The sequence below is a fragment of the Chromohalobacter canadensis genome, assembly GCF_034479555.1.
GTDB lineage: Bacteria > Pseudomonadota > Gammaproteobacteria > Pseudomonadales > Halomonadaceae > Chromohalobacter > Chromohalobacter canadensis.
This window is the reverse complement of sequence record NZ_CP140151.1, coordinates 392,357-417,010: the sequence shown is the minus strand read 5'-3', so window position 1 is coordinate 417,010 and position 24,654 is coordinate 392,357. Positions and strand designations below refer to the sequence as shown.

The 24,654-nt window shown below is 60.3% G+C and carries 30 protein-coding genes and 1 pseudogene; 16 read left to right on the top strand and 15 right to left on the bottom strand.

Annotated features, from left to right (window positions below):
- Positions 1-3: 3 nt before the first annotated feature.
- Positions 4-522 (bottom strand): ribosome biogenesis factor YjgA, encoded by a 519-nt coding sequence (gene yjgA, locus SR908_RS02075; RefSeq protein ID WP_246923053.1) that lies wholly within the window; start codon positions 520-522, stop codon positions 4-6.
- Positions 523-631: 109 nt separating this feature from the next.
- On the opposite strand from yjgA, the gene pmbA reads away from it, so the two are divergent.
- Positions 632-1,972 (top strand): metalloprotease PmbA, encoded by a 1,341-nt coding sequence (gene pmbA, locus SR908_RS02070; protein ID WP_246923051.1) that lies wholly within the window; start codon positions 632-634, stop codon positions 1,970-1,972.
- 71 nt (positions 1,973-2,043) lie between these two features.
- Here pmbA and mgtE read toward each other — a convergent pair whose 3' ends face one another.
- The 11 genes from mgtE to SR908_RS02015 form a co-directional block, all read right to left on the bottom strand.
- Positions 2,044-3,396: a magnesium transporter gene (gene mgtE, locus SR908_RS02065; protein WP_246923048.1), complete on the bottom strand. Its 1,353-nt coding sequence runs from the start codon at positions 3,394-3,396 to the stop codon at positions 2,044-2,046.
- An 82-nt stretch (positions 3,397-3,478) separates the two neighbouring features.
- Positions 3,479-3,748: an HPr family phosphocarrier protein gene (locus tag SR908_RS02060; protein WP_178997124.1), complete on the bottom strand. Its 270-nt coding sequence runs from the start codon at positions 3,746-3,748 to the stop codon at positions 3,479-3,481.
- A complete protein-coding gene (gene rapZ / locus SR908_RS02055) occupies positions 3,735-4,631 on the bottom strand; it encodes an RNase adapter RapZ (RefSeq protein WP_246923044.1) in 897 nt (298 codons plus the stop codon). Before rapZ ends, SR908_RS02060 begins: the two co-directional genes overlap by 14 nt.
- Positions 4,632-4,672: 41 nt before the next feature.
- Positions 4,673-5,149 (bottom strand): PTS IIA-like nitrogen regulatory protein PtsN, encoded by a 477-nt coding sequence (gene ptsN, locus SR908_RS02050; protein ID WP_246923040.1) that lies wholly within the window; start codon positions 5,147-5,149, stop codon positions 4,673-4,675.
- Between the two features lie 6 nt (positions 5,150-5,155).
- A complete protein-coding gene (hpf, locus tag SR908_RS02045) occupies positions 5,156-5,464 on the bottom strand; it encodes a ribosome hibernation-promoting factor, HPF/YfiA family (protein WP_040241842.1) in 309 nt (102 codons plus the stop codon).
- 136 nt (positions 5,465-5,600) lie between these two features.
- Positions 5,601-7,031 (bottom strand): RNA polymerase factor sigma-54, encoded by a 1,431-nt coding sequence (locus SR908_RS02040; RefSeq protein WP_246923035.1) that lies wholly within the window; start codon positions 7,029-7,031, stop codon positions 5,601-5,603.
- 124 nt (positions 7,032-7,155) lie between these two features.
- Positions 7,156-7,881: an LPS export ABC transporter ATP-binding protein gene (lptB, locus tag SR908_RS02035; RefSeq protein WP_246923033.1), complete on the bottom strand. Its 726-nt coding sequence runs from the start codon at positions 7,879-7,881 to the stop codon at positions 7,156-7,158.
- A 48-nt stretch (positions 7,882-7,929) separates the two neighbouring features.
- The gene (gene lptA, locus SR908_RS02030) at positions 7,930-8,454 is read right to left on the bottom strand and encodes a lipopolysaccharide transport periplasmic protein LptA (protein WP_083632958.1); all 525 of its coding nucleotides are present in this window, start codon (positions 8,452-8,454) and stop codon (positions 7,930-7,932) included.
- Complete coding sequence (lptC, locus tag SR908_RS02025; RefSeq protein WP_246923029.1) at positions 8,451-9,038, bottom strand: LPS export ABC transporter periplasmic protein LptC; 588 nt, start codon at positions 9,036-9,038, stop codon at positions 8,451-8,453. The genes lptA and lptC overlap by 4 nt, the downstream gene beginning before the upstream one ends.
- 8 nt (positions 9,039-9,046) lie before the next feature.
- Positions 9,047-9,589, bottom strand: a complete 543-nt coding sequence (locus SR908_RS02020) for a KdsC family phosphatase (RefSeq protein WP_246923027.1) — start codon at positions 9,587-9,589, stop codon at positions 9,047-9,049.
- A gap of 8 nt (positions 9,590-9,597) precedes the next feature.
- On the bottom strand, positions 9,598-10,578 hold the full coding sequence (locus SR908_RS02015) for a KpsF/GutQ family sugar-phosphate isomerase (RefSeq protein WP_246923024.1): 981 nt from the start codon (positions 10,576-10,578) through the stop codon (positions 9,598-9,600).
- 144 nt (positions 10,579-10,722) lie between these two features.
- Here SR908_RS02015 and SR908_RS02010 point away from each other — a divergent pair, with 144 nt between their 5' ends.
- The 9 genes from SR908_RS02010 to hisD all read left to right on the top strand — a co-directional run bounded on the left by SR908_RS02010 (position 10,723) and on the right by hisD (position 17,582).
- Entirely contained in the window at positions 10,723-11,574 is an 852-nt protein-coding gene (locus SR908_RS02010) for an ATP-binding cassette domain-containing protein (protein WP_082021284.1), read from the top strand.
- Entirely contained in the window at positions 11,571-12,353 is a 783-nt protein-coding gene (mlaE, locus tag SR908_RS02005; RefSeq protein ID WP_246923021.1) for a lipid asymmetry maintenance ABC transporter permease subunit MlaE, read from the top strand. Before SR908_RS02010 ends, mlaE begins: the two co-directional genes overlap by 4 nt.
- Positions 12,350-12,814 (top strand): outer membrane lipid asymmetry maintenance protein MlaD, encoded by a 465-nt coding sequence (gene mlaD, locus SR908_RS02000; RefSeq protein WP_246923019.1) that lies wholly within the window; start codon positions 12,350-12,352, stop codon positions 12,812-12,814. The genes mlaE and mlaD overlap by 4 nt, the downstream gene beginning before the upstream one ends.
- 15 nt (positions 12,815-12,829) lie before the next feature.
- The gene (locus SR908_RS01995) at positions 12,830-13,495 is read left to right on the top strand and encodes an MlaC/ttg2D family ABC transporter substrate-binding protein (RefSeq protein WP_246923016.1); all 666 of its coding nucleotides are present in this window, start codon (positions 12,830-12,832) and stop codon (positions 13,493-13,495) included.
- A complete protein-coding gene (locus SR908_RS01990) occupies positions 13,492-13,845 on the top strand; it encodes an STAS domain-containing protein (RefSeq protein ID WP_246923013.1) in 354 nt (117 codons plus the stop codon). Before SR908_RS01995 ends, SR908_RS01990 begins: the two co-directional genes overlap by 4 nt.
- Positions 13,846-13,997: 152 nt before the next feature.
- Positions 13,998-14,252, top strand: a complete 255-nt coding sequence (locus tag SR908_RS01985; RefSeq protein ID WP_246923011.1) for a BolA family protein — start codon at positions 13,998-14,000, stop codon at positions 14,250-14,252.
- Between the two features lie 12 nt (positions 14,253-14,264).
- Complete coding sequence (murA, locus tag SR908_RS01980; RefSeq protein ID WP_246923008.1) at positions 14,265-15,527, top strand: UDP-N-acetylglucosamine 1-carboxyvinyltransferase; 1,263 nt, start codon at positions 14,265-14,267, stop codon at positions 15,525-15,527.
- 67 nt (positions 15,528-15,594) lie between these two features.
- Complete coding sequence (gene hisG, locus SR908_RS01975; protein ID WP_246894231.1) at positions 15,595-16,248, top strand: ATP phosphoribosyltransferase; 654 nt, start codon at positions 15,595-15,597, stop codon at positions 16,246-16,248.
- Positions 16,249-16,265: 17 nt separating this feature from the next.
- Complete coding sequence (gene hisD / locus SR908_RS01970) at positions 16,266-17,582, top strand: histidinol dehydrogenase (protein WP_246923005.1); 1,317 nt, start codon at positions 16,266-16,268, stop codon at positions 17,580-17,582.
- Positions 17,583-17,642: 60 nt separating this feature from the next.
- Here the strand turns inward: hisD and SR908_RS01965 are convergent.
- A pseudogene (locus SR908_RS01965) lies at positions 17,643-18,862 on the bottom strand (Do family serine endopeptidase).
- Positions 18,863-18,964: 102 nt separating this feature from the next.
- On the opposite strand from SR908_RS01965, the gene SR908_RS01960 reads away from it, so the two are divergent.
- Positions 18,965-19,723, top strand: a complete 759-nt coding sequence (locus SR908_RS01960) for a Nif3-like dinuclear metal center hexameric protein (protein ID WP_246923003.1) — start codon at positions 18,965-18,967, stop codon at positions 19,721-19,723.
- Positions 19,724-19,827: 104 nt separating this feature from the next.
- Here the strand turns inward: SR908_RS01960 and SR908_RS01955 are convergent, their stop codons facing one another.
- On the bottom strand, positions 19,828-20,286 hold the full coding sequence (locus tag SR908_RS01955; RefSeq protein WP_246923000.1) for a YhcB family protein: 459 nt from the start codon (positions 20,284-20,286) through the stop codon (positions 19,828-19,830).
- 193 nt (positions 20,287-20,479) lie between these two features.
- Here SR908_RS01955 and zapE point away from each other — a divergent pair, with 193 nt between their 5' ends.
- The 5 genes from zapE (at position 20,480) to SR908_RS01930 (ending at position 24,048) form a co-directional block, all read left to right on the top strand.
- Positions 20,480-21,655 (top strand): cell division protein ZapE, encoded by a 1,176-nt coding sequence (zapE, locus tag SR908_RS01950; RefSeq protein WP_246922996.1) that lies wholly within the window; start codon positions 20,480-20,482, stop codon positions 21,653-21,655.
- 170 nt (positions 21,656-21,825) lie between these two features.
- Positions 21,826-22,254: a 50S ribosomal protein L13 gene (rplM, locus tag SR908_RS01945; protein ID WP_011507504.1), complete on the top strand. Its 429-nt coding sequence runs from the start codon at positions 21,826-21,828 to the stop codon at positions 22,252-22,254.
- A 13-nt stretch (positions 22,255-22,267) separates the two neighbouring features.
- A complete protein-coding gene (rpsI, locus tag SR908_RS01940) occupies positions 22,268-22,657 on the top strand; it encodes a 30S ribosomal protein S9 (RefSeq protein ID WP_040241799.1) in 390 nt (129 codons plus the stop codon).
- 213 nt (positions 22,658-22,870) lie between these two features.
- Positions 22,871-23,497 (top strand): stringent starvation protein SspA, encoded by a 627-nt coding sequence (gene sspA / locus SR908_RS01935; protein WP_246922982.1) that lies wholly within the window; start codon positions 22,871-22,873, stop codon positions 23,495-23,497.
- A gap of 65 nt (positions 23,498-23,562) precedes the next feature.
- Positions 23,563-24,048, top strand: a complete 486-nt coding sequence (locus SR908_RS01930; RefSeq protein WP_246922970.1) for a ClpXP protease specificity-enhancing factor — start codon at positions 23,563-23,565, stop codon at positions 24,046-24,048.
- Positions 24,049-24,077: 29 nt separating this feature from the next.
- On the opposite strand, the gene SR908_RS01925 is transcribed toward SR908_RS01930, so the two are convergent.
- On the bottom strand, positions 24,078-24,644 hold the full coding sequence (locus tag SR908_RS01925; RefSeq protein WP_246922967.1) for a BON domain-containing protein: 567 nt from the start codon (positions 24,642-24,644) through the stop codon (positions 24,078-24,080).
- Positions 24,645-24,654 lie beyond the last annotated feature (10 nt).

Below are 24,654 nucleotides of genomic sequence, written 5' to 3'. Positions count from 1 at the left end.
TTCTTAGAGGCCAGCGGTTTCGCGGATCAGTTTGAATAGTTTGCGAGCACTCGTCGGTGGCTTTTCGCGCTGACGCTCGCTTCTGGCATTGCGGGTGAGTTGCCGCAGCGTCTGGCGGTCGACCTCGGGGTATTCGGCGATGAAGGCCTCCAGCGCATCGGCGCTGTCGTCCTCGATGAGCCGGTCGCGCCATTGCTCGAGCCGGTGAAAGACGTTATCGCGGTGTAAGCTTTCCTGCTCGATGGCGTCGAACGTGGCCTGGATGGCCGCAAGGTCTTCGCGGCGCATGACCTTGCCCACGTATTGCATGTGGCGACGCCGCCCTTCGCGGGAGCGGATACGCGAGGTTTCCTCGACCGCGAAGCGCATGTCGTCGGAAAGCGGTAGGCGTGCGCGTTCGGCATCGCTCATGGCGATGATGCGCTCACCCAGCGCTTGCAGGGCTTTCATCTCGTTCTTGCGCTGGGTCTTGCTGGGGCGTCCCGCCTCTTCATCGTGCGGGTCGGGGAGGTCGATCGACATTGCATTACCATCATGCTTCGGGGATGACCGTGCAGTATATCAGGCTTCCTCGACAATCCTACCGAGCCCTTGAGCAGTGTCTCGGGCCTTATGAGTACAGGAGTAGACCATGAGCCAGGCCTTCGATGCCGTAGAGCAGCAAGCACGCTTGGAGGCACGCGTCGCGCAGGCCTTGGAATTGGCCAAGCGATTGGGCGCCGATGCGTGTGAGGTGGGTGCCAGCGTGGACCAGGGAATCGAGGTCGGTGTACGCCTGGGCGACGTGGAAAACGTCGAGCTATCGCGCGATCAGGGGATCGCGGTGACCGTTTATGTGGGGCAGCGCAAGGGCAGCGTGTCGACATCCGATGCGAGCGATGAATCTTTGCGCGCGGTGGTCGAGAAAGCGCTGGATATTGCGCGCTATACCGCGGAAGACCCGGCCTCGGGCTTGGCCGATGCGGCGCTGATGGCGACGGAATTGCCGGATCTCGGCGTCCATTACCCGTGGCCGTTGAGCACCGACGACGCCATTGAGCTGGCGCTTGCGTGCGAGTCCGCCGGTCGTGGGGTCGAGGGTATCGCCAATTCCGAGGGCGCGAGCCTATCCAGCGGTGAGGGCGTGCGCGTTTACGGCAATAGTCATGGATTTCTGGGTAGCCAGCGCGGAAGCCGCCATTCGCTGTCGTGCATGTTGATCGCCGGTCAGGGGGCGGACATGCAGCGCGATTACGACTATACCTCGGTACGCAATCCGGCGGATCTGCAGTCGCCCGAGGTGGTGGGGCGGCGTGCCGCCGAGAAGACGTTGGCCCGGTTGGGGGCAACCTCACCAGCGACGGGGCGGATGCCGGTGCTCTTTGCGCCTGAGCTTGCCAGCGGACTGGTGGGCAGTTTCATGGGCGCCATCGCTGGGGGCGCCTTGTACCGCGAGGCATCCTTCCTGTGCGGTCAGTTGGGTGAGCCTATCTTCCCCGAGTGGTTCACGCTGCGCGAACGGCCGCGTGAATATGGCGCCATGGCGAGCACGGCCTTCGATAACGATGGCGTCGCCACGCGCGAGAACGTCTTCCTCGACAAGGGGCGCTTGGCGAGTTACATGCTCTCGGCGTATAGCGCGCGGCGTCTGGGGATGACCACGACCGGGAATGCCGGTGGGGCGCGCAATCTGCGTATCGACGCGCCTCTCGTCTCACGGGATGAATTGCTCGCGCAAATGGGGCGCGGCGTACTCGTTACCGAGTTGATGGGCCAAGGCGTCAACGGCGTGACCGGCGATTATTCGCGCGGTGCGTCGGGCTTCTGGGTCGAAGATGGCAAGATCCAGCATCCCGTCGAGGAGTTCACCATTGCCGGCAACTTGCGCGATATGTTCGCCAATCTTCAAGGTGTGGGCAACGATACCGATACGCGCGGCAGTGTACACACCGGGAGTTGGCTGATCGATGACATGACGGTGGCCGGCGAGTAAACGCTCGGCGACGCGGGGCTTCGGTGCCGCGTCGTCATTGTCTCATGTGATGGCGCGGCGCTCGTCGCGCTTCAATAAAACGCTGCGGCCAGTCCCAAGAACGCGACGAAGCCGACCACATCGGTAATCGTCGTCAGTAACACGCCCCCCGAAAGCGCCGGGTCAATCTTCAGGCGCTTGAGTAGCACGGGAATCACGGTGCCGGCCAGCGCGGCAACGGTCAGGTTGATGACCATCGCCAAGGCGATGATGCCGCCGAGTTTGTAGTCGTCGAAGCGCACGATGGCGACCAGAGCCACGATCACGGCCCATAGCACACCGTTCATCATCCCCGAGAGCATTTCGCGGACCAGCAGCCACTGCACGTTGGCGCCGCCGACGTGTCCTAGGGCAATCCCACGGATCAGCACTGTCAGCGTCTGCGACCCGGCGATGCCGCCCATGCTGGAGACGATGGGCATCAACACTGCCAGCGCGGTGATTTGCTGAATGGTCGATTCGAAGATGCCGATAGCGAACGATACGATGGTCGCTGCGATCAGGTTGATGCCCAGCCATACGGCGCGACGGCGCCCGGTGCGCCACGCCGGCGCGAAGGTATCCTCGTCCTCATCGAGGCCGGCCATGCTCATAACCTGATGCTCGGCGTCCTCGCGAATGACGTCGACCACGTCGTCGATGGTGATGCGGCCCAGCAGGGCGCCGTCGGTGCTCACTACCGGCGCCGAGATCAGGTCGAATTTTTCGAACAGACTAGCGACATCGGTGTCCGAGGCCGTGGCCTGCACCGAGGCAAAATCGGTATTCATGACCTCGCGGACCAAAATCGAAGGGTCGGACACTAACAGCAAATTGAGCGGTAGTGTGCCGATCAGTTCGTCGCGGCGGGTGACGACGAGCAGCGTATCGGTGGAATCGGGCAGCTTCTCGTGTCGGCGTAGATAACGCAGCACCACGTCCAGTGTGATATCCGGGCGAATGGTGATGGTGTCGGTGTTCATCAAGCCGCCTGCGGTGTCCTCGGGATAGGACAGCACGGTCTCGATTCGCTGGCGCTCCTGCGCCTCCATGGCTTGCAGGACTTCGTGAATGACCGTGTTGGGCAAGCGTTGTAGCAGGTCGGCGAGGTCATCGACGTCGAGCCCTTCGGTCGCCGACACGAGCTGTTCGGCGTCCATGCGGCTCAGGAACTCGCTTTGGATATCATCGCCCAGATATTGCAGCACATCGCCCTGCAATTCGGGCTCGACCAGTTCCCAAAGCACATTACGCTCACGCGGTGGCGTCGACTCGAGCAGATGAGCGACGTCGACCGGGGCCAGGCCGCGATTGAGCATGCGGCGCGCCTGGTCCAGCGCACCGCTTTCCAAGGCCTCGCTAAGGCGGTCCAGCCGGGGCTGTAATTGCTTGTGATTGGGGCTCATGAGGAATCGGCATCCTTTGTCGATTCTAGGGCGAGGCTTCATTCTAACATTGCTTTGGGAAGGCGCGAACACTGTTCGCTAATCAAACATCCTCCTCGAAGCGTGCCTCGAACAAGGCAGTGAGGGCCTTGAGTACCTCCTCGGCATCGTCGCCCTCGGCTTGAATGTCGAGTTCGGTCCCGCAGGGAGCCGCTAGCATGAGCAGTGACATGATATTGGTGGCATCCGCTTCACGCTGGCCATGGAAGACGCAGACGCGTGCCGCGTAAGATTGGCAGCATTGCACGAGCTTGGTTGCGGCGCGTGCGTGGAGGCCGCGCTTGTTGATGAGTTGCAGTCTACGACGCGGCATCGCCATTCTCCGGCAATGCTGCTTGCACACCCAGTTCGCGATGGCGTAGACGGACGCCACTCATTTGCGTCGCAAAATACCGGGCCAGCCCTTCGATCAGGTATACCGAGCGGTGCTGTCCACCGGTGCAGCCGATCGCGACGGTCAAATAACTGCGGTTGCTGGCAACATAGGCGGGGAGCCAGCGTTCCAGCCACTGACGTATATCGTCGGCCATGGCATGTACGTCGGGGTAAGCTTCGAGAAACGTGATGATTTGTGAATCGCGACCGTCGAAACCGCGCAGCTGAGGGTCCCAGTAAGGGTTTGGCAGGCAGCGAGCATCGAACACCATGTCGGCATCCAGCGGGACACCGCGCTTGTAGCCGAACGACTCGAACGTCAAGGTCAGGTGTCGACCGCTATGACGGGCTACCTGCTCGGCGATGCGCCCACGCAGCTCATGCACAGACAGGCTCGAGGTGTCGATGACCAAATCGGCGATATCGCGAATCGACGAAAGGTAGGTCTGTTCCTGCTCGATGGCCTCGGCAAGCGTCATTTCGCTGGTTCGCGTCAGCGGATGTCGACGTCGCGTCGCCGAATAGCGCTCGAGCAGTATGCGCGAGTCGGCGGTCAAATAGACGACCTGGCACTGAATGCCCCGGGCGCGGATCTCTTCGAGCAGAACCGGAAAGCGTCTCAGGGCGTCGGGAAGGTTGCGCGCGTCGATACTGACCGCGATATGCGTGCGGGACGGGGGGCCTTCACGCAGCTCATCGATCAGGGGCGCCATGAGACTGGCCGGCAGGTTGTCGATCGCGTAGTAGCCGAGATCCTCGAGTGCCTGCAGGGCAATTGATTTGCCGGAGCCGGAACGGCCGCTGATGATCACGAGCTGCATGGGCACCCCTTGTATTGCGCGAGTATCAGTTTACGCAGATGTCAGTTTGCGCTGGTATCGTGCTGGCGGATGGCCTCGAGCAAAGTATCGTAGAGCTGCCGCTGGGTCTGTGCCTGACGCAGCTTGGTGCGGATGGCGCTATCGTTCATGATGGCGGCAACCTGAGCAAGCAACGACAGATGCGCATCGTCGGCTTCTTCTGGCACCAGCAGGACGAAGATCAAGTCGACGGGGTCGCCATCGGTGGCATCGAAGTCGATGGGCTCCTGCAAGCGTAGAAAGCCGGCAATCGGCTCCTTGCAATGCGGATTGCGCGCATGCGGGATAGCGACGCCATTGCCGATACCGGTGCTGCCCAATCGTTCGCGGCCAATCAGACGTCCGAAGACTTCCTGGCTATCGAGGCTCGGGGTATTCTGTGCGATAAAGGTGCTGAAAAATTCCAGCACGCGCTTCTTGCTCCCCCCGGCAACGCCGAAGAGTGCGCGCTCGGGGGGTAGGATGCTTTCCAATATCATGGCGAATTAACGGGCACCGGCGCCCTGAGCGCGTGCCTGCACCTTTTCCTTGTGTTTGACGAGCTGACGGTCGAGCTTGTCGGTTAGGGCGTCGATAGCGGCGTACATGTCGTCGCTTTGTGTATCGGCGTGCAGGTCCGCGCCTGCGGCATGAAGCGTGCATGCAGCCAGGTGACGTTCCTTCTCGATGGATAACGTGACCTGGACGGTGGTGATGTTGTCATAGTGGCGTTCCAGACGCGCGAGCTTTTCATTGACGTAGTCGCGTAGAGCATCGGTCAGTTCGATGTGATGACCGGTGATATTGGCTTGCATGGCACGCTCCTATTCCATCGGTTGGCACTTCGATTGTAACCCTTTTTAGAGCGCTGCATAGCCCTAGACAAGCGCTGGATAACGAAGGCCGCGGCGAGTCTACGCAGCGTGGCCGACACGTGCAATCCGCCCACGTTCAGGTGAGTCGCTTGCGCTCGCTGGAGGAGGGGATGCCCAACGCTTCGCGGTACTTGGCGACGGTGCGTCGTGCGACCGGAATACCGTCCTGGGCCAGCAGGTCGACGAGCTTGCTATCGGATAGAGGCTTGCGTGGCGGCTCGTCGCCGATCAATTTCTTCAAGCGTGCACGAATCGCGGTGCTGGAATGGGCGTCGGTTTCGCCTTGCCCCCCGACATGGCTGGAAAAGAAATACTTGAGTTCAAAGACGCCGCGCGGGGTATGGATGAATTTCTGCGTGGTCACGCGGGAGATAGTCGACTCGTGCATGTCTACCGCCCCGGCGATATCCGCCAGGATCAACGGTTTCATGGCTTCCTCGCCGCGTTCGAGGAAATCGAGCTGGCGCGCCATGATCTCCTGGCCCACGCGCAGCAAGGTATCGTTACGGCTCGAAAGGCTCTTGAGCAGCCATTTGGCTTCTTGCAGGTGCTGCTTGAGGAAGGTGTTATCGTCGCTCTTGTCGGCACGCTTGATGAGCGCGGCGTAATCCGGCTGGATGCGCACGCGGGGCAAGGCTTCGGGATTGAGCTCAATGCGCCATTCCTGTCGGATCCGCCGTGCGACGAGATCGGGGATGACATAATCGTTGCTGCTATCCTCGAAGGCGAGGCCGGGGCGCGGATCGAGCGACCGGATGAGGGTAATGACGTGATCGAGTTCTTCCTCGTCGAGGCGCAAACGTCGCTTGAGCAATTTACGGTCGTTGCCGGCGAGAGATTCGAGGAACTGGCGTACTAACCGCTTGGCCTGGGTTAGCAGCGGCATGTTTTCAGGGAGGGCGCCGAGCTGTAGCAACAGGCACTCGCGTAGATCGCGGGCGCCGACTCCGGTGGGATCGAACTGCTGTACACGCATCATGACGTGTTCGACATCGCCCACCTTGAGCCCCGAAAGGCCTTGGCCGCGCAAACCGTCGACAAGCTCGTCGAGGGGCAGGGTGAGGTAGCCGTCGGCCCCCATGGCATCGATCAGGCTTTCGGCAATATCACGTTCGCGCGGTGTCATATCGGCCATGGCGAGTTGCCAGGCCAGATGGTCGTGAAGACTGGTATGCGCCGTATTTCGCTCTATATCAGGGCCTTCCTCGCTGCCTCCGCCTCCCGTCAGTGAGGGGCCTGTGTCCTGGTAGGTATCACTCCATTCGCTATCCAGCGACAAGTTCTCGGGGATGTCGTTCGTCCAGTCATCCTCCTCCTGCGTCTCGCTGACCTCGCGTTCTTCGAAGTCGTCTTCGAGCTCCAGCATGGGGTTGGAATCCAAGGCTTGCTGGATCTCCTGTCGCAAATCCAGCGTAGAAAGCTGCAAGAGCTGAATGGCTTGCTGTAACTGGGGCGTCATCGTCAGCTGTGTGCCGACGCGAAGCTGCAAGGTGGGTTTCATGGACATGGAAAATCGATCATCGCTTCCTGAAACGGTGCCCGTACGTTATCTCGCGACGACGCTACTTGCAAGAATGGAAGCAACAATCATGCCATTTATATAAGCACGCGGCGGTTCCAGTAGTTTGCGTTTACAATCGAAACTCATGGCCGAGATAGACGTCGCGTACTTTCTGGTTGGCGAGTATGGCCTCGGCATGTCCTTCGGCGATGATCTGACCGTCGCCGACGATATAGGCGTTGTCACAGATATCCAGGGTTTCACGTACGTTGTGGTCGGTGATCAAGACGCCAATATCACGATCACGCAATTGCCGGATGATGCTCTTGATCTCGCCAACGGAGATTGGGTCGACTCCGGCGAAGGGTTCGTCGAGGAGGATGAAGGCGGGTTCGGTGGCCAGGGCGCGGGCGATTTCCACGCGACGACGTTCGCCCCCGGACAGGCTCATGCCGGGGTTGTCACGAATATGGGTGACGTGAAACTCCTCAAGGAGGCGTTCGAGTTGCGCCTTGCGTGCAGCCTTGTCGAGATCGCGGCGCGTCTCGAGAATCGCCATGATGTTGTCGGCGACCGAAAGCTTGCGAAAGATCGAGGCTTCCTGGGGAAGATAACCGATACCGGCGCGGGCGCGTTCGTGCATGGCGGAATGCGAGAGGTTGCGTTCGTCGATGTGCACGCTGCCGGCATCGGCGCCTACCAGCCCGACAATCATGTAGAACGAGGTGGTCTTGCCGGCGCCATTAGGGCCGAGCAGGCCGACAATGCTGCCCTGACGTATGGTCAGGCTGATGTCATGTACCACGCGGCGGCCTTTGTAGCTCTTGGCGAGGTTGGCGGCACTCAGGGTCTTCATGGGCGTCGGGTCCTACCTAACGGGGGGAGTGAATCACGAGGCACGTCACTACTCGCTGTCGCGGGGCGTTAGCGTCATGCGAACGCGCTGATCGCCATCGCCATCATCGGCGGAGCGAGCCTGAACCTGGCGGCGATCGAGGAAGTATTCGACATAGGCACCATTGAAGGTATCCCGGGCCTGGTGCAGCTCGGCATTGTCGATGAGCTCCACGCGACGCTCGGCGGCATGATAGATCACCGTATCGCCCCAGCCCTTGGCCACCGGTTCGTCCGGTGCCGGCTGTTGTTCGAGATAGGCGCGCTCGCCACCGCCGCCATGTGCGGTGACCGTGGAGACTTCACCCTGCGCGTCGCGTTCGATTTCCACGCGCGCGGCCGTCAGCTGCATGCTGCCTTGTTGCATGTCGACATCACCGGTGTAGACCGCGGTGCCGGCGTTGTCGTCGAGATCCAACTGCTCGGCGGCGATCTCGATAGGCTGGCTGGCATCGCTTTCCAGCGCTAGTGCTGCGTGGCTGGTGAGTCCCAGCGCGGCGCATGCCAGTGCCGTCGTCAATGGTCGTGTCATCATGATTCGTCCTCGGCAGGCTGTGGATGGTGGCCTCGCACATCACCGCTTAGGCGCGCTTGATCGGTGTCGATCCAGGCATCGAAGCGATTGCCGCGCACGCGTTGCTCATGCTGCCGCAACACGGCCTCGGTGTCACTCCAGGCGTGGCCATCGCTGGACTGGTAGTACAGCACGTCGGTGTCGAGGCGCCAGCCCTGTTCGGGTTGTAGGAGCTGGGCGTTCCCGGTCAGTGTGAGCAGATCGCGTTGCGGTCCCAGGCTTCCTTTGTCGCCGGAGATGTCCCACTTACGTCCTGCTTCGTCGCGCACTTTGGCTGTCGGTGAGTCAGCACGAATGATGTCGTCGACGGGGGTATGCACGAGGCGCGGCGATTTAAGCGTTTGATGGGGAATGCCTTGTGCGTTGAAGCGCGTCATGGTGACGCCTTCGAGGTAGTAATCGGGCTCGCCCGCGTCATCGCTGGGGACCGGGCCAGGTGAAGAAGAATCACGTTGTTCGACGATGGCGAGGCCGATGCCCAGGGCGACGAGTACGAGCAGTAGCCCTACGCGGGCCCATTTGCGAGAAGACAGAAAAGTCGGCATGACGCGCTTCATCCTTGGCCATCGAGATAGGGCGCGAGACAAGCATCCCACCGTCCCTGGCAGCTCAGCAGGGCGTCGCAGATCTCGCGTACTGCACCTTGGCCGCCCGAGCGCTCAGGAATCCAGTCGGCGTGCACACGGACATATTCCGGTGCATTGTTCACGCTCAGGCCGAGTCCCGCAGCGCGAATCGCGGCCAGATCGGGCAAGTCGTCGCCACAATAGGCGACCGCGTCCAGCGGCAGGTCGAGCTGTTCGCATAGGGCGGTGAGCGCCACTAGTTTATCCTCGCGGCCTTGTGCGACGTGGGCGATGCCCAGCGCTTCGGCACGCCGGCTGACCATGGGTGATTCACGCCCCGTGATCAGCGCCACGGCGATGCCGCTTTGCTGCAGCAGCTTGATGCCGAGGCCGTCGAGGATGTTGAAGCTCTTGGTTTCCTGGCCATCGCTTTGAAAATGCAGTGTGCCGTCGGTGAGCACGCCGTCCACGTCCAGTGCAAGGAGGCGGACGTGGCGTGCCTTGTCGCGCCAATCGTCGGGGTACGTCATGGGGCTCCTCAAATGACGCCGCTGGCCAATAGGTCGTGCATGTGCAGTGCGCCGACCGGTCGTCCGGCGTCGTCGACCACGGCGAGCGCCGTGATGCGGTTGTCTTCCATGATCCTGACAGCCTCGGCGGCGAGTAATTCCGGCCGGATCGTCTTGCCGCCGTGGGTCATGACATCATCGACGCGCAGACGGCGCAGGTCGTCGTGCTGGTCGAGAGTGCGCCGCAGGTCGCCATCAGTATAAATGCCAGCCAGATGACCGGCGTCATCGATCACGCAAGTAAAGCCCAAGCCCTGACGGGTGATCTCCAGCAGGGCGTCGCGTAGCGGGCTGCCCAGCGGGACACAGGGCAGGCGCTCGCCGTGATGCATGAGATCTTCGACCTTGAGCAACAGACGTCGTCCCAGGCTGCCGCCGGGGTGTGATAGGGCGAAGTCCTCGGCGGTGAATCCGCGTGCCTCGAGCAGGGCCACCGCCAGGGCATCGCCCATGGCCAGCGCGGCGGTCGTCGAAGTAGTCGGCGCGAGGTCGAGGGGGCAGGCCTCGCGGGCCACGGCGGTATCCAAATGTGCTTCGGCGTGACGTGATAGCGTCGAGCCGGCGCGCCCGGTCATGCTGACCAGAGGGGCGCCCATGCGCTTGAGAAGCGGCAATAGTGCTGTGACCTCGGCCGTCTCGCCCGAGTTGGAGAGTGCCAGGACGACGTCACGGGACGTGATCATACCCATGTCGCCGTGGCTGGCCTCGCCAGGGTGGACGAAGAAGGCCGGCGTGCCGGTACTGGCCAGCGTCGCCGCGATCTTGCGGGCGACGTGCCCGGATTTACCCATGCCGGTGACAACGACACGTCCTTCGCAGGCTAGGAGCAATCGACAGGCGTGGTCGAAGGCCTCATCGAGGCGTTCGACCAAAGCGGCGATGGCCTGCGATTCAAGTGTCAGCGTGCGTCGCGCGCTAGCTCGATAATCGTAATCGGTAACAGTGTTCATGGTAGTGATTGTTGCCCTTAGCGGCCTTGGGCTCAAGCATCGCTGACTCCTGGGGAGTGGCGAGCGAATTGGGGCGCTCATTAAACGCACTCGCCGAGAGTGTTGCAAGGTGAGGCTGGCGGTGATCGCTAGAGTTAGGATACGATGTTCGATAATTATCGAGACGTGGATGAGCGTTACGTGACTGACACGACCCTGGTCGACGTCGAGGGGTTGCATTTCTCGCGGGGCGAGAATGACATCTTTCGTGGCGTCGATCTGCGTATTCCTAAAGGCAAGATTACTGCGGTCATGGGCCCTAGCGGGACGGGCAAGACGACGTTGCTCAAGTTGATCGGTGGTCAGCTAGTGCCCGATGCCGGGCGCGTGTGTATCGATGGAGAGGATGTGCATGGTTTGTCTCGCCGTGCGTTGTTTCGAATGCGGCGTCGCATGGGCATGTTGTTCCAGAGTGGAGCGCTGTTTTCGGATCTGAGTGTTTTCGAGAACGTGGCTTTTCCACTGCGCGTGCATACCGACCTGCCGGAAGCCATGGTGCGCGATATCGTGCTGATGAAGCTTCAGGCGGTGGGCTTGCGCGGTGCGCGCAACTTGTCGCCAGCGGAACTGTCTGGCGGCATGGCCAGGCGTGTGGCGCTGGCGCGTGCGGTGGCGCTCGATCCCGAGCTGGTGCTCTACGACGAGCCCTTCGTCGGCCAGGACCCGATTTCTATGGGCGTACTGGTGCAGTTGATCAAGACGGTCAATCAAGCGCTGGGGTTGACCGCAGTCATCGTCTCGCACGATATCAAGGAGACGCTTTCCATCGCCGATTACGTATATATCATCGCCGACGGCCAGGTCATGGCCCATGGCACGCCGCAAACGCTGGACGTCAATCGTGACGCGCGTGTCAAGCAATTCGTGCATGGTGAGCCCGATGGCCCGGTGCCATTTCATTACCCGGCGCCCGATTTTTATCGCGATATCCTGGCCACCAAGGGGGAGCGTCCATGATTCGTCCTATCGCGTCGCTTGGACGGGGTACGCTCGAAGCGCTGAGTGCCTTGGGTCGGGCGTCGATGTTCCTGGCGCAGTCGGCGGTGGGCATTCCTTCTCGCGAAGGGTGGCACTTATGGCTGCGTCAGATGCATTTCATCGGCGTCATGTCGCTGGCGATCGTGCTGGTCTCGGGGCTTTTTATCGGCATGGTGCTGGGCTTGCAGGGCTACACCATCCTGGTCGGTTTCGGCGCGGAGGATGCGCTGGGACAGATGGTGGCGCTGTCGCTGCTACGTGAGCTCGCGCCGGTGGTGGCGGCGTTGCTGTTCGCGGGGCGCGCCGGTTCGGCGCTGACCGCCGAGATTGGGCTTATGAAAGCGACCGAGCAGTTGACCAGCATGGAAATGATCGGGATCGATCCGCTGCGGCGCATCGTGGCGCCGCGGCTCTGGGCGGGGTTTATCTCGATGCCGTTGTTGACCGTGGGCTTCAGCGTGGTCGGTATCTGGGGTGGGTACCTGGTCGGCGTGCAGTGGTTGGGCGTGTTCGATGGTTCCTACTGGAGCAACATGCAAAGCAGTGTCGCGTTCGTCGACGATATTCTCAACGGCATGCTTAAGAGCGTGGTGTTCGGTCTCGTCGTTACATGGATTGCGGTGTTTCAGGGATATGATTTGATCCCGACGTCGGAAGGCATCTCGCGGGCCACGACCCGCACGGTAGTCTATTCGTCCCTGGCGGTGCTCGGATTGGATTTCGTGCTGACCGCGCTGATGTTTGGAGAACTTGGATGAAGCGCAGCAAGATGATGGAGTTCGGCGTGGGGCTGTTCGTCCTGGCCGGGATTTTAGGCATGGTGTTTCTTGGCTTGCGAGTCAGTGGCATCAGCCTTGGCGTACCGCAGGACACATTCACGCTGCAGGCCAATTTCGCCAATATCGGCGGGCTCAAATCAGGCTCTAGAGTTGCCATGGCAGGCGTGACCATCGGGCGTGTTACCGACGTTGCGCTCGACACCGAATGGCTTGATGCTCGCGTGACCATGGAGCTAGACGAGGATCTTGAGGGCAAGATCTCGCGGGACAGTACGGCATCGATTCTCACCTCGGGGTTGTTGGGTGAGCAATATGTCGGTCTGAGCGTGGGAGGTGACCCCGAGATGCTCGAAGAAGGCGACACCATCCGCGATACCCAGCAAGCGCTGGTGCTGGAGCAATTAATTCAGCAGTTCGTGTCGAACATGACAAGCGATTGAGCCAAGGAGGTTTTCATGACATCAAGGCAATTCACACCCCGGCGCTCCAGTCTTTGTGCACTATTGCTGTCGGTCCTATGGTGCGTGGCATTGACGGCACAGGCCCAGCAGGAGCCTCAGCAGCTGATCGAAGATAACGTGGCAGCGTTGATGCAGAAATTGGAGGGGCGTAAGGATTATTACGCCGCGCATGAAGAAGAGCTTGAGTCGCTGGTCGACGAGAGCCTCGACGACGTGGCCGATTTTCGCTATATCGGCGCCAGCGTCATGGGCCGGTATTTCAGTAATGCCTCGCCGGAGCAGCGCTCGCGTTTCGTCGACACGTTTCGTAAGACGCTGATCGAGACCTATGCCAAAGGGCTGGTGACGTTCGATTATCGCGATATCCGGGTGCTCGATAATGATAGCGAGCGGCGTTATGAGGATCAGGCCAGCGTCGACATGGAAGTGGTCTCCACCAATGGTGATGTCTATCCCGTGGTCTACACGTTGCATCAGCGCGACGGCGAGTGGCGTGTAATCAATGTCATCGTCAATGGTATCAACCTGGGGCTGACATTCCGCAACCAGTTCGATCAAGCCATGCGCGACAACAATCGCGATATCGATGCGGTCATCAATGGCTGGGCGCCGGACGTCGCCACTGATGAGCTCGAAGAAGGCGGTGACGATAGCCAATGAATGTCCTGCTCGAGCGTGACGATGCCCGGCTCGAAGTGCGCGACGAGCGTATTCTCAAAGTCGACGGCGAGGCGGATTTCGATAGCGCTGCCTCGTTGGCGGCCAAAGGACGGGAGTGGCTGCAAAGCTTGCCGCGTGATGCTGCGGTCGAGTTCGATCTAACCGGCGTGAGCTGTGCCAGCAGTGCCGTTCTCAGTGTCCTTCTCGAATGGCTGCGTTGCGCGCAGTCGCACGGCGTGCATATCGTGCATGTGGCACTGTCGCCCCCCTTGGCGCGCTTGACGGCCATGGCGGGATTAGATCCCTTGCTTCCCAGTGACGAGATGCGGGCGGCTTCGGAAACGTTATGACAGCGCAGAGCGCCGCCTACCGGGATTCTACATGCAAGCGGGCGTCGCCAACGGCGCCCGTTTTCTTTATCATGCCTGTTTGAAATCCCGACTCAATTACCGCACCCGTTCGCGTCACGCGCGCGGTGCCGTAGAACAGGAGCCAACGCCTTATGCAACCCAGCGACGTCAAGGCCCTACTCGAATCGCGTATCGACGATTGCCAGTTTCATATTCAAGGTGAAGGCTGCAATTTCCAGGTGGTCGCCGTCGGCGACGTTTTTGAAGGGCTAGCGCCGGTCAAGCGTCAGCAGCTGATTTATTCAGCGTTGTCAGATGAAATCGCCAGTGGCGCCCTACATGCCATCAGTATCAAGACCTACACTCCGTCTCAGTGGGAACAAGCCCCTGAAAACGCGGGCGTCTAAGCACGGAATTTCATGGACAAATTGATCATTACCGGTAATGGGCCGCTCGACGGAGAAGTGTGGGCGAGTGGCGCCAAGAATTCCGCCTTGCCGATTTTGGCGGCGACCCTGTTGGCCGACGAGCCGGTGACTATCGGCAACCTGCCACATTTGCAGGATATCACCACCACGCTGGAGCTGCTGGGACGCATGGGCGTCGAGCCGGTGATGGGCGACAAGATGAGTATTCAGCTTGACGGTTCCCAGGTAACGCATTGCCACGCGCCCTACGAGCTGGTCAAGAAGATGCGCGCTTCGATTCTCGTGCTCGGCCCCTTGCTGGCTCACTTCGGTACGGCCGATGTGTCCTTGCCGGGCGGCTGTGCGATCGGGTCGCGCCCCGTCGACTTGCACTTGCGCGGTCTCGAGGCCATGGGCGCAGAGATCCATGTCGATGGTGGCTACGTGCAAGCGCGGTGCGCCGGCCGCCTCAAGGGCGCCACGATCTTCTTCGACACCGTGACCGTGACCGGCACCGAAAACCTGCTGATGGCCGCGACGCTGGCCGAGGGCACCACGGTACTCGAGAATGCGGCTCGCGAGCCGGAAGTGGTGGATCTTGCCGAGTGCCTGATCGCGATGGGCGCTCGCATTCGTGGCCACGGCACGGATACGATCGTGATCGAGGGCGTGCCGCGTCTGCATGGGTGCCATTACGATGTCATGCCGGATCGTATCGAAACGGGCACTTTCCTGGTGGCAGCCGCGGCGACGAGTGGCCGCGTCCGGGTACGTAACACACGTGCCGATACGCTGGAGGCCGTGCTCGCCAAGCTGGACGAAGCCGGAGCTCGGGTTGAGGTGGGCGATGGCTGGCTGGAGCTCGATATGCGGGGGCGGCGTCCACGGGCGGTCAATGTGCGCACTGCGCCTTACCCCGCGTTTCCCACTGACATGCAGGCCCAATTCGTTGCACTCAACTGTGTCGCTGAAGGCTCGGGGACCGTCGTCGAGACGATCTTCGAAAACCGCTTCATGCATGTGCAGGAGCTCAACCGCATGGGGGCGCGGATCGCGTTGGAAGGTAACGCTGCGGTGATCACGGGCGTCAAACATCTTTCTGGTGCCCCGGTGATGGCCACCGACTTGCGGGCGTCGGCGAGCCTGGTCATTGCGGCCATGATGGCGGAAGGCGAAACGCAGGTGGATCGCATCTATCATATCGACCGCGGCTACGAATGCATCGAGGAGAAACTGCAATTGCTCGGTGCCAAGATTCGCCGCGTGCCGGGTTGATCGGCGGTTTCATTCTCCCGTTCCGCCATGCTGGCGGAACGCCAAGTTCAATAGACGTGCCAACATCATGTCAAAGCAACTGATTCTGGCCCTGTCCAAAGGGCGTATATTGGAAGAAACGCTCCCGCTGTTGGCTGATGCGGGCGTAGAGCCGGCGGAAGATTTCGGCAAGAGCCGCAAGTTGCTGTTCGATACCAACCTTCCCGATGTCAAGTTGGTCGTGATTCGCGCCGTCGATGTGCCGACGTATGTGCAACTCGGAGCCGCCGATGTCGGCGTGGCGGGCAAGGATACCTTGCTCGAGCACGGGGCCGAAGGGTTGTATGAGCCTCTGGATCTGGAAATATCGCGCTGCAAGTTGATGACGGCTGGTGTCGTCGGGGCGCAGCCGACTCATGCGCGGCGTCGGGTAGCCACTAAGTTCGTCAATGTTGCGCGTCGTTACTATGCGCGACAGGGGATCCAGGCCGAGGTGATCAAGCTCTACGGGGCCATGGAGCTGGCGCCTTTGATGAATCTGGCCGATGAGATCGTCGATATCGTCGATACCGGTAATACCTTGCGTGCCAATGGCATGGAGCCGCGCGAATTGATCGACGAGGTCAGTTCGCGGCTGGTAGTCAACAAGGCCTCGATGACCATGAAGCATGAGCGGCTCAAGCCGCTGATCGAGCGCCTGGGGCGCGCGGTCGAGTCGCGGCGCGGTGAGACGCAGGCGTAAGAATACGAGAGGGCGAGATGACTGACAATGCCGTGAATGTGGCGCGTCTGAGCACCACACAAGACGATTTCGATACACGTCTGACAGCGTTGCTGGCGTGGGAAGGTGTCTCCGACAAGCAGGTGGCCGAACGCGTCGAGGAGATCATCGATGCCGTGCGTTCGCGAGGCGACGCCGCAGTGGTCGAATACACCAATCGCCTGGATCGCATGCAGGCGCGTGACATGAGTGAGTTGACGCTGGATGCGGCGCGGTTGCGCGAGGCCTATGAGGGCTTGCCGGATGCACAGCGTGAGGCACTGGCGCACGCCGCCGAGCGCATTCGTCTCTACCACCAGCGTCAGAAACCTGAGTCCTGGCAGTACACCGAGGCCGATGGCAGTGTACTGGGCCAGAAGGTCACGCCGTTGGACCGTGCGGGTATCTACGTGCCGGGCGGAAAGGCCGCGTATCCGTCCTCGGTACTGATGAACGCCATCCCCGCACATGTTGCCGGTGTATGCGAAATCGTCATGGTAGTGCCCACGCCTGACGGGGTGCTCAATGACCTCGTTCTGGCGGCTGCGCATCTGGCGGGCGTCGATTATGTCTTCACCGTGGGAGGCGCTCAGGCCGTGGCGGCTCTAGCGTATGGTACTCAGAGCATCCCCCGCGTGGACAAGGTCGTTGGTCCCGGCAATATCTACGTGGCGACGGCCAAGCGCGCGGTGTTCGGGCAGGTGGGAATCGACATGATCGCGGGGCCTTCCGAGATTCTGGTCGTAACCGATGGCGAGACGGACCCCGAGTGGCTGGCGATGGATCTGTTCTCGCAGGCCGAGCACGACGAGGATGCTCAGGCAATTCTCGTGGGCTGGGACGCAGCCCATCTCGATGCGGTTCACGCCGCCATCGAGCGTTTGCTGCCGACCATGGAACGCGAGGCGATCATTCGTGAGTCGTTGGCGTCACGCGGTGCCTTGATCCAATGCCGTGATCGTGATGAGGCGCTGACGATCATCAACCGCATTGCGCCCGAACACCTTGAACTATCGGTTGGCGACCCTGAGGCGATGGCAGAAGGCGTGCGTCACGCTGGGGCCATCTTCATGGGGCGTTACACGGCGGAAGCGCTGGGCGATTACTGCGCCGGCCCCAATCACGTGTTGCCGACATCAGGTACTGCGCGTTTCTCCTCGCCCTTGGGCGTTTACGATTTTCAGAAACGCTCGTCGCTGATTCATTGCTCGCCGGAAGGCGCGGCCACTCTGGGGCGCACCGCCTCGGTGCTGGCGAGAGGGGAGTCGCTGACGGCGCATGCGCGTTCGGCGGAGAATCGTCTCGGCGATACCTGACGACGGTTGGTCAGCCCTCTCATGCCCCATCGGCGCGCCGGTGGGGCATGTTGCGTTGGCTTACTGTACCTCAGATTCTGACGCTTCGGGGCGTTCGCCTGCCGTCAGTGTGATCTCGCGTTTTTCTCCATCACGCACGATGGTAATGGGGAGCTGTGTGCCGGGGGAAATCTCGGCGATATCGGCCATGGCCTCGCGGGCATCGACGATAGGCTCGCCGTTGATGGACATGAGCACGTCCCCCGGCTGCAGGCCGGCCTTATCGCCTGGGCCGTCGGGTACGACGCTGGCGATGACTACGCCTGTCAGGGTCTTGAGGCCGAATGATGAGGCTAGATCGGGGGTCATCGCCTGAACATCGATGCCCAGCCACGAATGACGCGGCCATGGGCGACGATCTGATCGAGTACTTGGTGAGCCAGGTTGGCGGGGATGGCGAACCCGATGCCTTGTGAGCCTCCCGAACGTGAGAAGATCGCAGTATTGATCCCCACGAGTGCGCCCTCTGCATTGACCAGTGCCCCACCGGAGTTGCCGGGGTTGATGGCGGCATCGGTCTGGATGAAGTCTTCGTAAGCATTCAGACCGAGATGGTTACGCCCCGTGGCACTGATGATGCCCATGGTGACGGTTTGCCCGACTCCAAAGGGGTTGCCGATCGCGAGGCTGACATCGCCGATGGCGACCTGCTCGGAGTCAGTGAGCTGGATGACGGGAAGATCTTCGCTGGGAATCTTGAGTACCGCCAGGTCGCTCTCGGGGTCTGTGCCCACGACCTTGGCAAGTGTTTCACGACCGTCGCGCAGGGCGACCTGAATCTCATCGGCATCGCGTATGACATGATTGTTGGTCAGTACGTACCCTTCGGCGCTGACGATGACCCCCGAACCCAGGCTAGAGAGCATGCGCTGACGTTGCGGCATGTCCTTGCCGAAGAATTGCTGGAAAAAAGGGTCGGACATCAGTGGGTGCTCGCTACGCTCGACCATCCGCGACGAATAGATGTTGACGACGGCAGGGGCTGCCTTGTTCACGGCACTGGCGTAGCTCGCGGGGCCTTTAGATCTGTTCAGGGGCGCCGCCTCGATGACTTCCGGCGCGTGTTCGGCGGTATCGGCACGTTCAGCGATGGCGCGCACGGCGCTGGTATCGGGCACTGGCGTGGCGGCATCGTCGGCGGTGCGCTCGCCCATCAGCTGGGGGAAGGCGTTGAGCAGCACGATGGCGAGCAGGATGCCACTGATGATGGGCCAGACGAGCGACATCAGTGAGCGACGCATGTACGATTCCTTGTCGGCGAGCGGACAGTCGCTGCCCAGTGGGGCAGCCGTTACAATGGTGCCGAGTGTAACATTGCTTCCCTAAGCTGTCTGGAGCCGCCCATGAGTGCTCGACAAGAATTGATCGCCGCTATTGAGTCCGAATTGCAGTGCGGCGACTTCAAGGACTACACCCTCAATGGCCTGCAAGTGGAAGGGCGTGACACGGTGGCGCGCGTGATGAGTGGCGTCACCGCCAACCAAGCATTGCTCGATGAAGCTGTGGCCTGGAAAGCGGATCTGGTGCTCGTCCATCATGGTTATTTTTGGAAGAACGAACCGGTAGCGGTCACGGGGATGAAGCGCCGTCGCCTGGCCACGTTGATGGCGCATGATATCAATCTGTTGGCATATCACCTGCCGTTGGATGCACACGCGACGTTGGGCAATAATGTGCAGCTCGCCAAGCGGCTCGACCTCACGCCGTCAGGCTGTCTCGATGGTGCGCTCGGGCGGGGCCTCTTATGGCATGGGAATATGTCGTCGCCGATGGATCATGCCGCATTCGCTGCACATGTAGAACGACGATTGGGGCGTGAGCCCTTGGTCATAGCGGGACACGCTCGGTCGATCAAGCGTGTCGCGTGGTGCACCGGCGGAGCACAGGATATGTTGCCGCTGGCGGCCGAGGCGGGTGTCGATGCCTTCATTTCGGGAGAAATTTCCGAGCGCACCACGCATATGGCGCGGGAAATGGGCGTGACCTATGTAGCGGCCGGCCATCACGCCACCGAGCGTGATGGCGTCAGGGCTTTGGGGGATTGGCTGGCGTCACGTTTCGACATAACGCATCGTTTCGTGGATATCGACAACCCCGCCTGAGCGGTTCCGAAACAAGAAGGCGCCGAGCATTGAGAGTGGCCGGCGCCTAGGTATTGTGGCAAGCGTGAGGGGCGTCCAAGAAGGTTGCCTGGCAGATTCTAATCTCAGTAGCGCGGCGGCGTTGTCTCTTCTTCGGTGACGCGCTGTTTGCGTGGTTCGAGGCCATAGTCTTCCGAGAGTGTGCCCTGAGTGCCCTCAGCGTAGTCGCGTGGCATCTGGGGTGGCCCGGCGCCTTCTTCTTGCGTCTCACCCTCCTGGTGCGGGTGCAAGCGACGCTTGAGCTGCAGGTCGTCGACGAGACGGTCAGCACCTTGAGATAACTGCTGCTCAAGCTCATGGCTCTGACGCTGGATGCTGTTGACCAGCTCAGAAGCCTTAGCGAAATGGTCGTTCAGTGCATCCTTTACTTGGCTGAGTTCCAGTTCTGCCTCTGCCAGGCGTTGACGAACCTTCTGGTTGCGGGCCACGTTGGCGTTCAGCAGATGGTAGCCGAGGGCACCGATGCCAATGCCTGCCAGAAAGCACGCGATGGCTAGGATCCAGTCGATGTTGCTCTCGTTCACAATGCTCTCCTTGATCGTCACGGGGCATGCGGTTGCGATGCGATGGCATACCAAGCATGGCTATTATATCGGTGTCTTGGCGCAGCGGGTCAAACCCGAAAGTGTGGCACCATGCCGCGCGTGTCCATGCAAGTGTCGTGATGACGCGTATAATGGCAGCTTTCATCGTTCAGCCGAGGTGTGTTTCGCCCCCATGAGTGCCACCATGCCGCCGTCCGTGGACGCACGTACGCCCCTGGAAAAGTATCGCCAGGACTTGAAGCGCGACGATTTCGAGTACGATCCCGAGCAGGAAGAGGCCGTTAAGCACTTGCAGCGGCTCTATGATGAGTTGGTAAACGCGCCACGCCAATCGTCGAGCGCACCATCGGCAAGTGATGATGGCCTCAAGTCCAAGGTTGCCAAGCTCTTCGGCAAGAAGTCCGCACCTTCTCCCTTCGAAGCGCCGCCAGCGATTTTGGGGCTGTATTTCTGGGGAGGCGTGGGGCGCGGTAAGACGTACTTGGTGGATACGTTCTACGAAACCTTGCCGTTCGCCGATAAGATGCGCACGCATTTCCACCGCTTCATGCAACGTGTGCACAATGAGTTGACGCATTACAAGGGGGAGAGAAACCCGCTGACGCTGATTGCGGCCAAGTTCGCCGCCGAAGCCAGGGTGATCTGCCTCGATGAGTTCTTCGTCAAAGACATTACCGATGCGATGATTCTCGCCAATCTGCTTGAGGCGTTGTTTGCGCAGGGGGTGGTGTTGGTCACGACTTCCAATATCGTGCCCGACGATCTCTACAAGAATGGTCTGCAGCGTGCGCGTTTTATCCCTGCTATCGACTTGCTCAAGCGTCACTGCGAAGTGGTCAATGTCGACTCGGGAATCGATTATCGTTTGAGGGCGCTAGAACAAGTGAAGATCTTCTATCATCCATGGGGCGAAGCCGCCGACAGCGCACTGGGAGAAAGCTTCCATGCCATTGCCGGCGCCGAAGGCGAGAGGGATGCCGAGATCGACGTTAACCATCGTGTCCTGCAGCCTCGTCGTCTGCATGAGGATGTCGTATGGTTCGAGTTCGAGACGCTATGCGATGGTCCGCGGAGCCAGAACGACTACATCGAGTTGTCCCGCGAGTTTCATACGGTTCTCGTCTCCAATGTGCCCCAGATGAGCGGGGCGACGGAAGACTTGGCGCGGCGATTCATTAACCTGGTCGACGAGTTCTACGATCGTGGGGTCAAGCTGCTGCTGTCCGCCGAGGTGGCCATTGAGTCGCTTTACACGCATGGCCAGTTAGAATTCGAGTTCGAGCGGACACTGTCTCGCTTGCAGGAAATGCAATCCAAGGAATATCTGGCGTTGCCGCACAAGCCGTGAGGGCTGCTGCAAAGCGTAAATCGGGCTTTGTGGCCGGAGAAACGTCATGTACAATGCGCGCTCGCTCTAACGTTGTCCGTCTTGCGGGGCGCGGCAACCAAGAAAAATAGGGATTGGCTGATCACGCCCTTATACGCGTGACGTCCACACAAGCAATTGGTGATTCACCCATGAAGACGTTCAGTGCTAAGCCACAGTCCGTCACACGCGACTGGTATGTCGTCGATGCGACTGACAAGACGCTCGGCCGCCTGGCCACCGAGATCGCTCGCCGTTTGCGCGGCAAGCACAAGCCGGAATACACGCCGCACGTCGACACTGGCGATTACATCGTCGTCGTCAATGCCGAAAAAGTGCGTGTCACTGGCAATAAGGCGCAAGCCAAGAATTATTACCGTCATACCGGATATCCGGGCGGTCTGCGCTCCATGTCCTTCGAGAAATTGATCGACCATGCGCCTGAGCGCGTTATCGAATCTGCGGTCAAGGGCATGCTGCCGAAGGGGCCATTGGGCCGCGCCATGTACTCCAAGCTCAAGGTGTATGCTGGTGCCGAGCATCCGCATGCCGCGCAGCAGCCGCTTGAACTGAACCTTTAAGGGATTCTTCGCCATGACACAGCAGTATTACGGTACCGGGCGCCGCAAGACTTCCACAGCTCGGGTGTTTTTGAAGCCGGGCACTGGCAAAATCGCCGTCAACAACCGTGACTTGCACGACTATTTCGGTCGTGTCACCGGTGAGATGGTCGTTCGTCAGCCGTTCGAATTGACTGAAACCACTGGCCAGTTCGACGTCTATGTCACCGTGAGCGGTGGCGGCGGCTCTGCGCAGGCGGGGGCGATTCGTCACGGCATTACGCGTGCCTTGCTCGCCTACAATGAAGATTTCCGTCGTCCGCTGCGTGATGCAGGCTACGTGACGCGTGACGCCCGTCAGGTCGAGCGTAAGAAGATCGGTCTGCGCAAGGCGCGTCGTCGTCCGCAGTTCTCCAAGCGTTAAGACGCAGCGCTTCGCACCCATCGGTGCGCGCTACGCAAAGGCCCGGACCTGTTGTCCGGGCCTTTTTGCGTGACGCACACGATAGGGGGCGCTTGTGTGGGGGTATGAGCTTATCTACCCTCCTGGCACGCTTAATGAGTGGCGGCGGGTGGCATTCGTGCCCCCCTGTTAACGTGTTATCATCTGGGTTCGAACTGAAGCGAGGAATGTTTCATGGGTGTAGTGGCCAAGCGGTCGTCGATGACCTTTTATTCTGGCAGCGATGACCATTATAGCCATCGCGTACGTATCGTGTTGGCGGAAAAAGGGGTGGCCGTCGATGTCATTGAGGTTAACGATGATAATCGCCCTGAAGAGCTTGCCGATCTCAACCCGTACAACAGCGTGCCTACCCTGTTGGATCGTGATCTGGTGCTTTACGAGTCCAAGGTCATGATGGAATACCTGGACGAGCGCTTTCCGCATCCGCCGCTGTTGCCGGTCTATCCCGTGGCGCGTGCGCAGAGTCGTTTGTGGATGCATCGCATCGAACGCGAGTGGTGCCCGTTGGTCGAAACGATTCAGCAGGGTAGCAAGAAAGATGCCGAGAAGGCACGCAAGGAGCTGCGCGAAAGCATCACAGGGATTTCACCGATCTTTGAAGACATGCCGTTCTTCATGAGCGACGAGTTTTCGCTGGTGGATTGCTGCATCGCACCGATTCTCTGGCGGCTACCGTCGCTGGGCGTTGAGTTGCCGGAAAAGCAAGTCCAGCCGCTGATGAGCTACATGGAGCGTCTCTTCAGTCGTGATGCCTTCAAGGCTTCCCTGCTGGAGGCAGAGAAGGAAATGCGCACTTAGCGTTGCCAGGCATGAGTATGCAGCGCTAATGAACCGTCGCCGCGAACCGAAAGAGGAAGTTGTCTATGCTTTCCAGTCGCCCTTACTTGGCCCGCGCACTCTATGAGTGGTTGCTGGACAACGGACATACGCCGTATATCGTTGTTGATGCCGAGCGTGAAGGTGTGAACGTACCTCGTCAGTCTGTGCAAAACGGACAAATTGTCCTCAATATTGCGCCTTCCGCAGTACGTGATTTGTATATCGAGAATGCCGCCGTGACCTTCGGAGCGCGCTTTTCCGGCCAGCCGATGGAGGTCGTCGTGCCCATGGAGGCCTTGATCGCGCTTTATGCGCGTGAGAATGGGGTCGGTATGGTCTTTGGCCATGAGCCGGTCATGCCGGAAGCCGAAACGAGCGAGGGTAACGGCACCCAGCCGAAGGACGATGACGATCGCCCTGCGCTGGAAAGCGTCGAGGCGCAGGACGATGAAGAAGCCAGTGGAACCGAGAGTGACAGTGACGACGCCCGGCGTACCAAGGGGCGCCCATCCCTACGTGTCGTGAAGTGAAAGCAGGGTCTTTTGACCCTGCTAGGTGCTCAATTCAGATATTCGAAGACTCTGACGATCCGCTGAATGCCACCCACTTGTGAAGCGATGTTGGTCACGATATCTGCTTCCTGGTGGGTTACCATGCCCATTAGATAGACCGTGCTGTTTTCGGTGATTACCCGGATTCGGCTGCCGTCGATGCGCTCGTCGGTCGCGAGGCTTGCCTTGATCCGTCCGGTGATCCAAGTATCCGTCATGCGCTGACCGATGGGGGAGTTGGCGGCGACTTCCAGTTCGTTGTGAACGCGACGCACCTGCCGTACTTGCTCGGCTACGTTGCCGGCTTTTTTCTTGAGCTCGTCGCTCGCTACTTGGCCGGTGAGAAGTACCATGCCGTTGTAACTGTCGATGTTGAGATGTGCATCGCGAAAGCGTGCGTCAGTGTTGGTAAGATTGTCGGAAATCTTGTTCTGGATGCTTTCGTCTTCCACCTTCATGCCGGGAGTGCGCTTGCCATAGTTTTCACCGCCTTGGTTGTCGGTGAAAGGTGAGGCGCAGCCGGCTAGCGCTAGCGTGATACCAAGGAGTAGTGGAAGAATAACCTGTCGTGTCATGACGAATTCC

Excerpts from the sequence above, each read along its gene's own strand:
- SR908_RS02010 (WP_082021284.1), top strand. The coding sequence starts at position 10,723 with ATGTTCGATAATTATCGAGACGTGGATGAGCGTTACGTGACTGACACG.
- yjgA (WP_246923053.1), bottom strand. The coding sequence starts at position 522 with ATGTCGATCGACCTCCCCGACCCGCACGATGAAGAGGCGGGACGCCCC.
- SR908_RS01925 (WP_246922967.1), bottom strand. The coding sequence starts at position 24,644 with ATGACACGACAGGTTATTCTTCCACTACTCCTTGGTATCACGCTAGCG.
- SR908_RS01930 (WP_246922970.1), top strand. The coding sequence starts at position 23,563 with ATGCTTTCCAGTCGCCCTTACTTGGCCCGCGCACTCTATGAGTGGTTG.
- SR908_RS02020 (WP_246923027.1), bottom strand. The coding sequence starts at position 9,589 with ATGACGTACCCCGACGATTGGCGCGACAAGGCACGCCACGTCCGCCTC.
- lptA (WP_083632958.1), bottom strand. The coding sequence starts at position 8,454 with ATGATGACACGACCATTGACGACGGCACTGGCATGCGCCGCGCTGGGA.
- pmbA (WP_246923051.1), top strand. The coding sequence starts at position 632 with ATGAGCCAGGCCTTCGATGCCGTAGAGCAGCAAGCACGCTTGGAGGCA.
- rapZ (WP_246923044.1), bottom strand. The coding sequence starts at position 4,631 with ATGCAGCTCGTGATCATCAGCGGCCGTTCCGGCTCCGGCAAATCAATT.
- SR908_RS02015 (WP_246923024.1), bottom strand. The coding sequence starts at position 10,578 with ATGAACACTGTTACCGATTACGATTATCGAGCTAGCGCGCGACGCACG.
- sspA (WP_246922982.1), top strand. The coding sequence starts at position 22,871 with ATGGGTGTAGTGGCCAAGCGGTCGTCGATGACCTTTTATTCTGGCAGC.
- SR908_RS02040 (WP_246923035.1), bottom strand. The coding sequence starts at position 7,031 with ATGTCCATGAAACCCACCTTGCAGCTTCGCGTCGGCACACAGCTGACG.
- SR908_RS01985 (WP_246923011.1), top strand. The coding sequence starts at position 13,998 with ATGCAACCCAGCGACGTCAAGGCCCTACTCGAATCGCGTATCGACGAT.
- lptB (WP_246923033.1), bottom strand. The coding sequence starts at position 7,881 with ATGAAGACCCTGAGTGCCGCCAACCTCGCCAAGAGCTACAAAGGCCGC.
- SR908_RS01960 (WP_246923003.1), top strand. The coding sequence starts at position 18,965 with ATGAGTGCTCGACAAGAATTGATCGCCGCTATTGAGTCCGAATTGCAG.
- SR908_RS02060 (WP_178997124.1), bottom strand. The coding sequence starts at position 3,748 with ATGCCGCGTCGTAGACTGCAACTCATCAACAAGCGCGGCCTCCACGCA.
- lptC (WP_246923029.1), bottom strand. The coding sequence starts at position 9,038 with ATGCCGACTTTTCTGTCTTCTCGCAAATGGGCCCGCGTAGGGCTACTG.
- hisG (WP_246894231.1), top strand. The coding sequence starts at position 15,595 with ATGTCAAAGCAACTGATTCTGGCCCTGTCCAAAGGGCGTATATTGGAA.
- rplM (WP_011507504.1), top strand. The coding sequence starts at position 21,826 with ATGAAGACGTTCAGTGCTAAGCCACAGTCCGTCACACGCGACTGGTAT.
- hisD (WP_246923005.1), top strand. The coding sequence starts at position 16,266 with ATGACTGACAATGCCGTGAATGTGGCGCGTCTGAGCACCACACAAGAC.
- hpf (WP_040241842.1), bottom strand. The coding sequence starts at position 5,464 with ATGCAAGCCAATATCACCGGTCATCACATCGAACTGACCGATGCTCTA.
- mlaD (WP_246923019.1), top strand. The coding sequence starts at position 12,350 with ATGAAGCGCAGCAAGATGATGGAGTTCGGCGTGGGGCTGTTCGTCCTG.
- SR908_RS01990 (WP_246923013.1), top strand. The coding sequence starts at position 13,492 with ATGAATGTCCTGCTCGAGCGTGACGATGCCCGGCTCGAAGTGCGCGAC.
- zapE (WP_246922996.1), top strand. The coding sequence starts at position 20,480 with ATGAGTGCCACCATGCCGCCGTCCGTGGACGCACGTACGCCCCTGGAA.
- ptsN (WP_246923040.1), bottom strand. The coding sequence starts at position 5,149 with ATGATATTGGAAAGCATCCTACCCCCCGAGCGCGCACTCTTCGGCGTT.
- SR908_RS01995 (WP_246923016.1), top strand. The coding sequence starts at position 12,830 with ATGACATCAAGGCAATTCACACCCCGGCGCTCCAGTCTTTGTGCACTA.
- murA (WP_246923008.1), top strand. The coding sequence starts at position 14,265 with ATGGACAAATTGATCATTACCGGTAATGGGCCGCTCGACGGAGAAGTG.
- mgtE (WP_246923048.1), bottom strand. The coding sequence starts at position 3,396 with ATGAGCCCCAATCACAAGCAATTACAGCCCCGGCTGGACCGCCTTAGC.
- mlaE (WP_246923021.1), top strand. The coding sequence starts at position 11,571 with ATGATTCGTCCTATCGCGTCGCTTGGACGGGGTACGCTCGAAGCGCTG.
- rpsI (WP_040241799.1), top strand. The coding sequence starts at position 22,268 with ATGACACAGCAGTATTACGGTACCGGGCGCCGCAAGACTTCCACAGCT.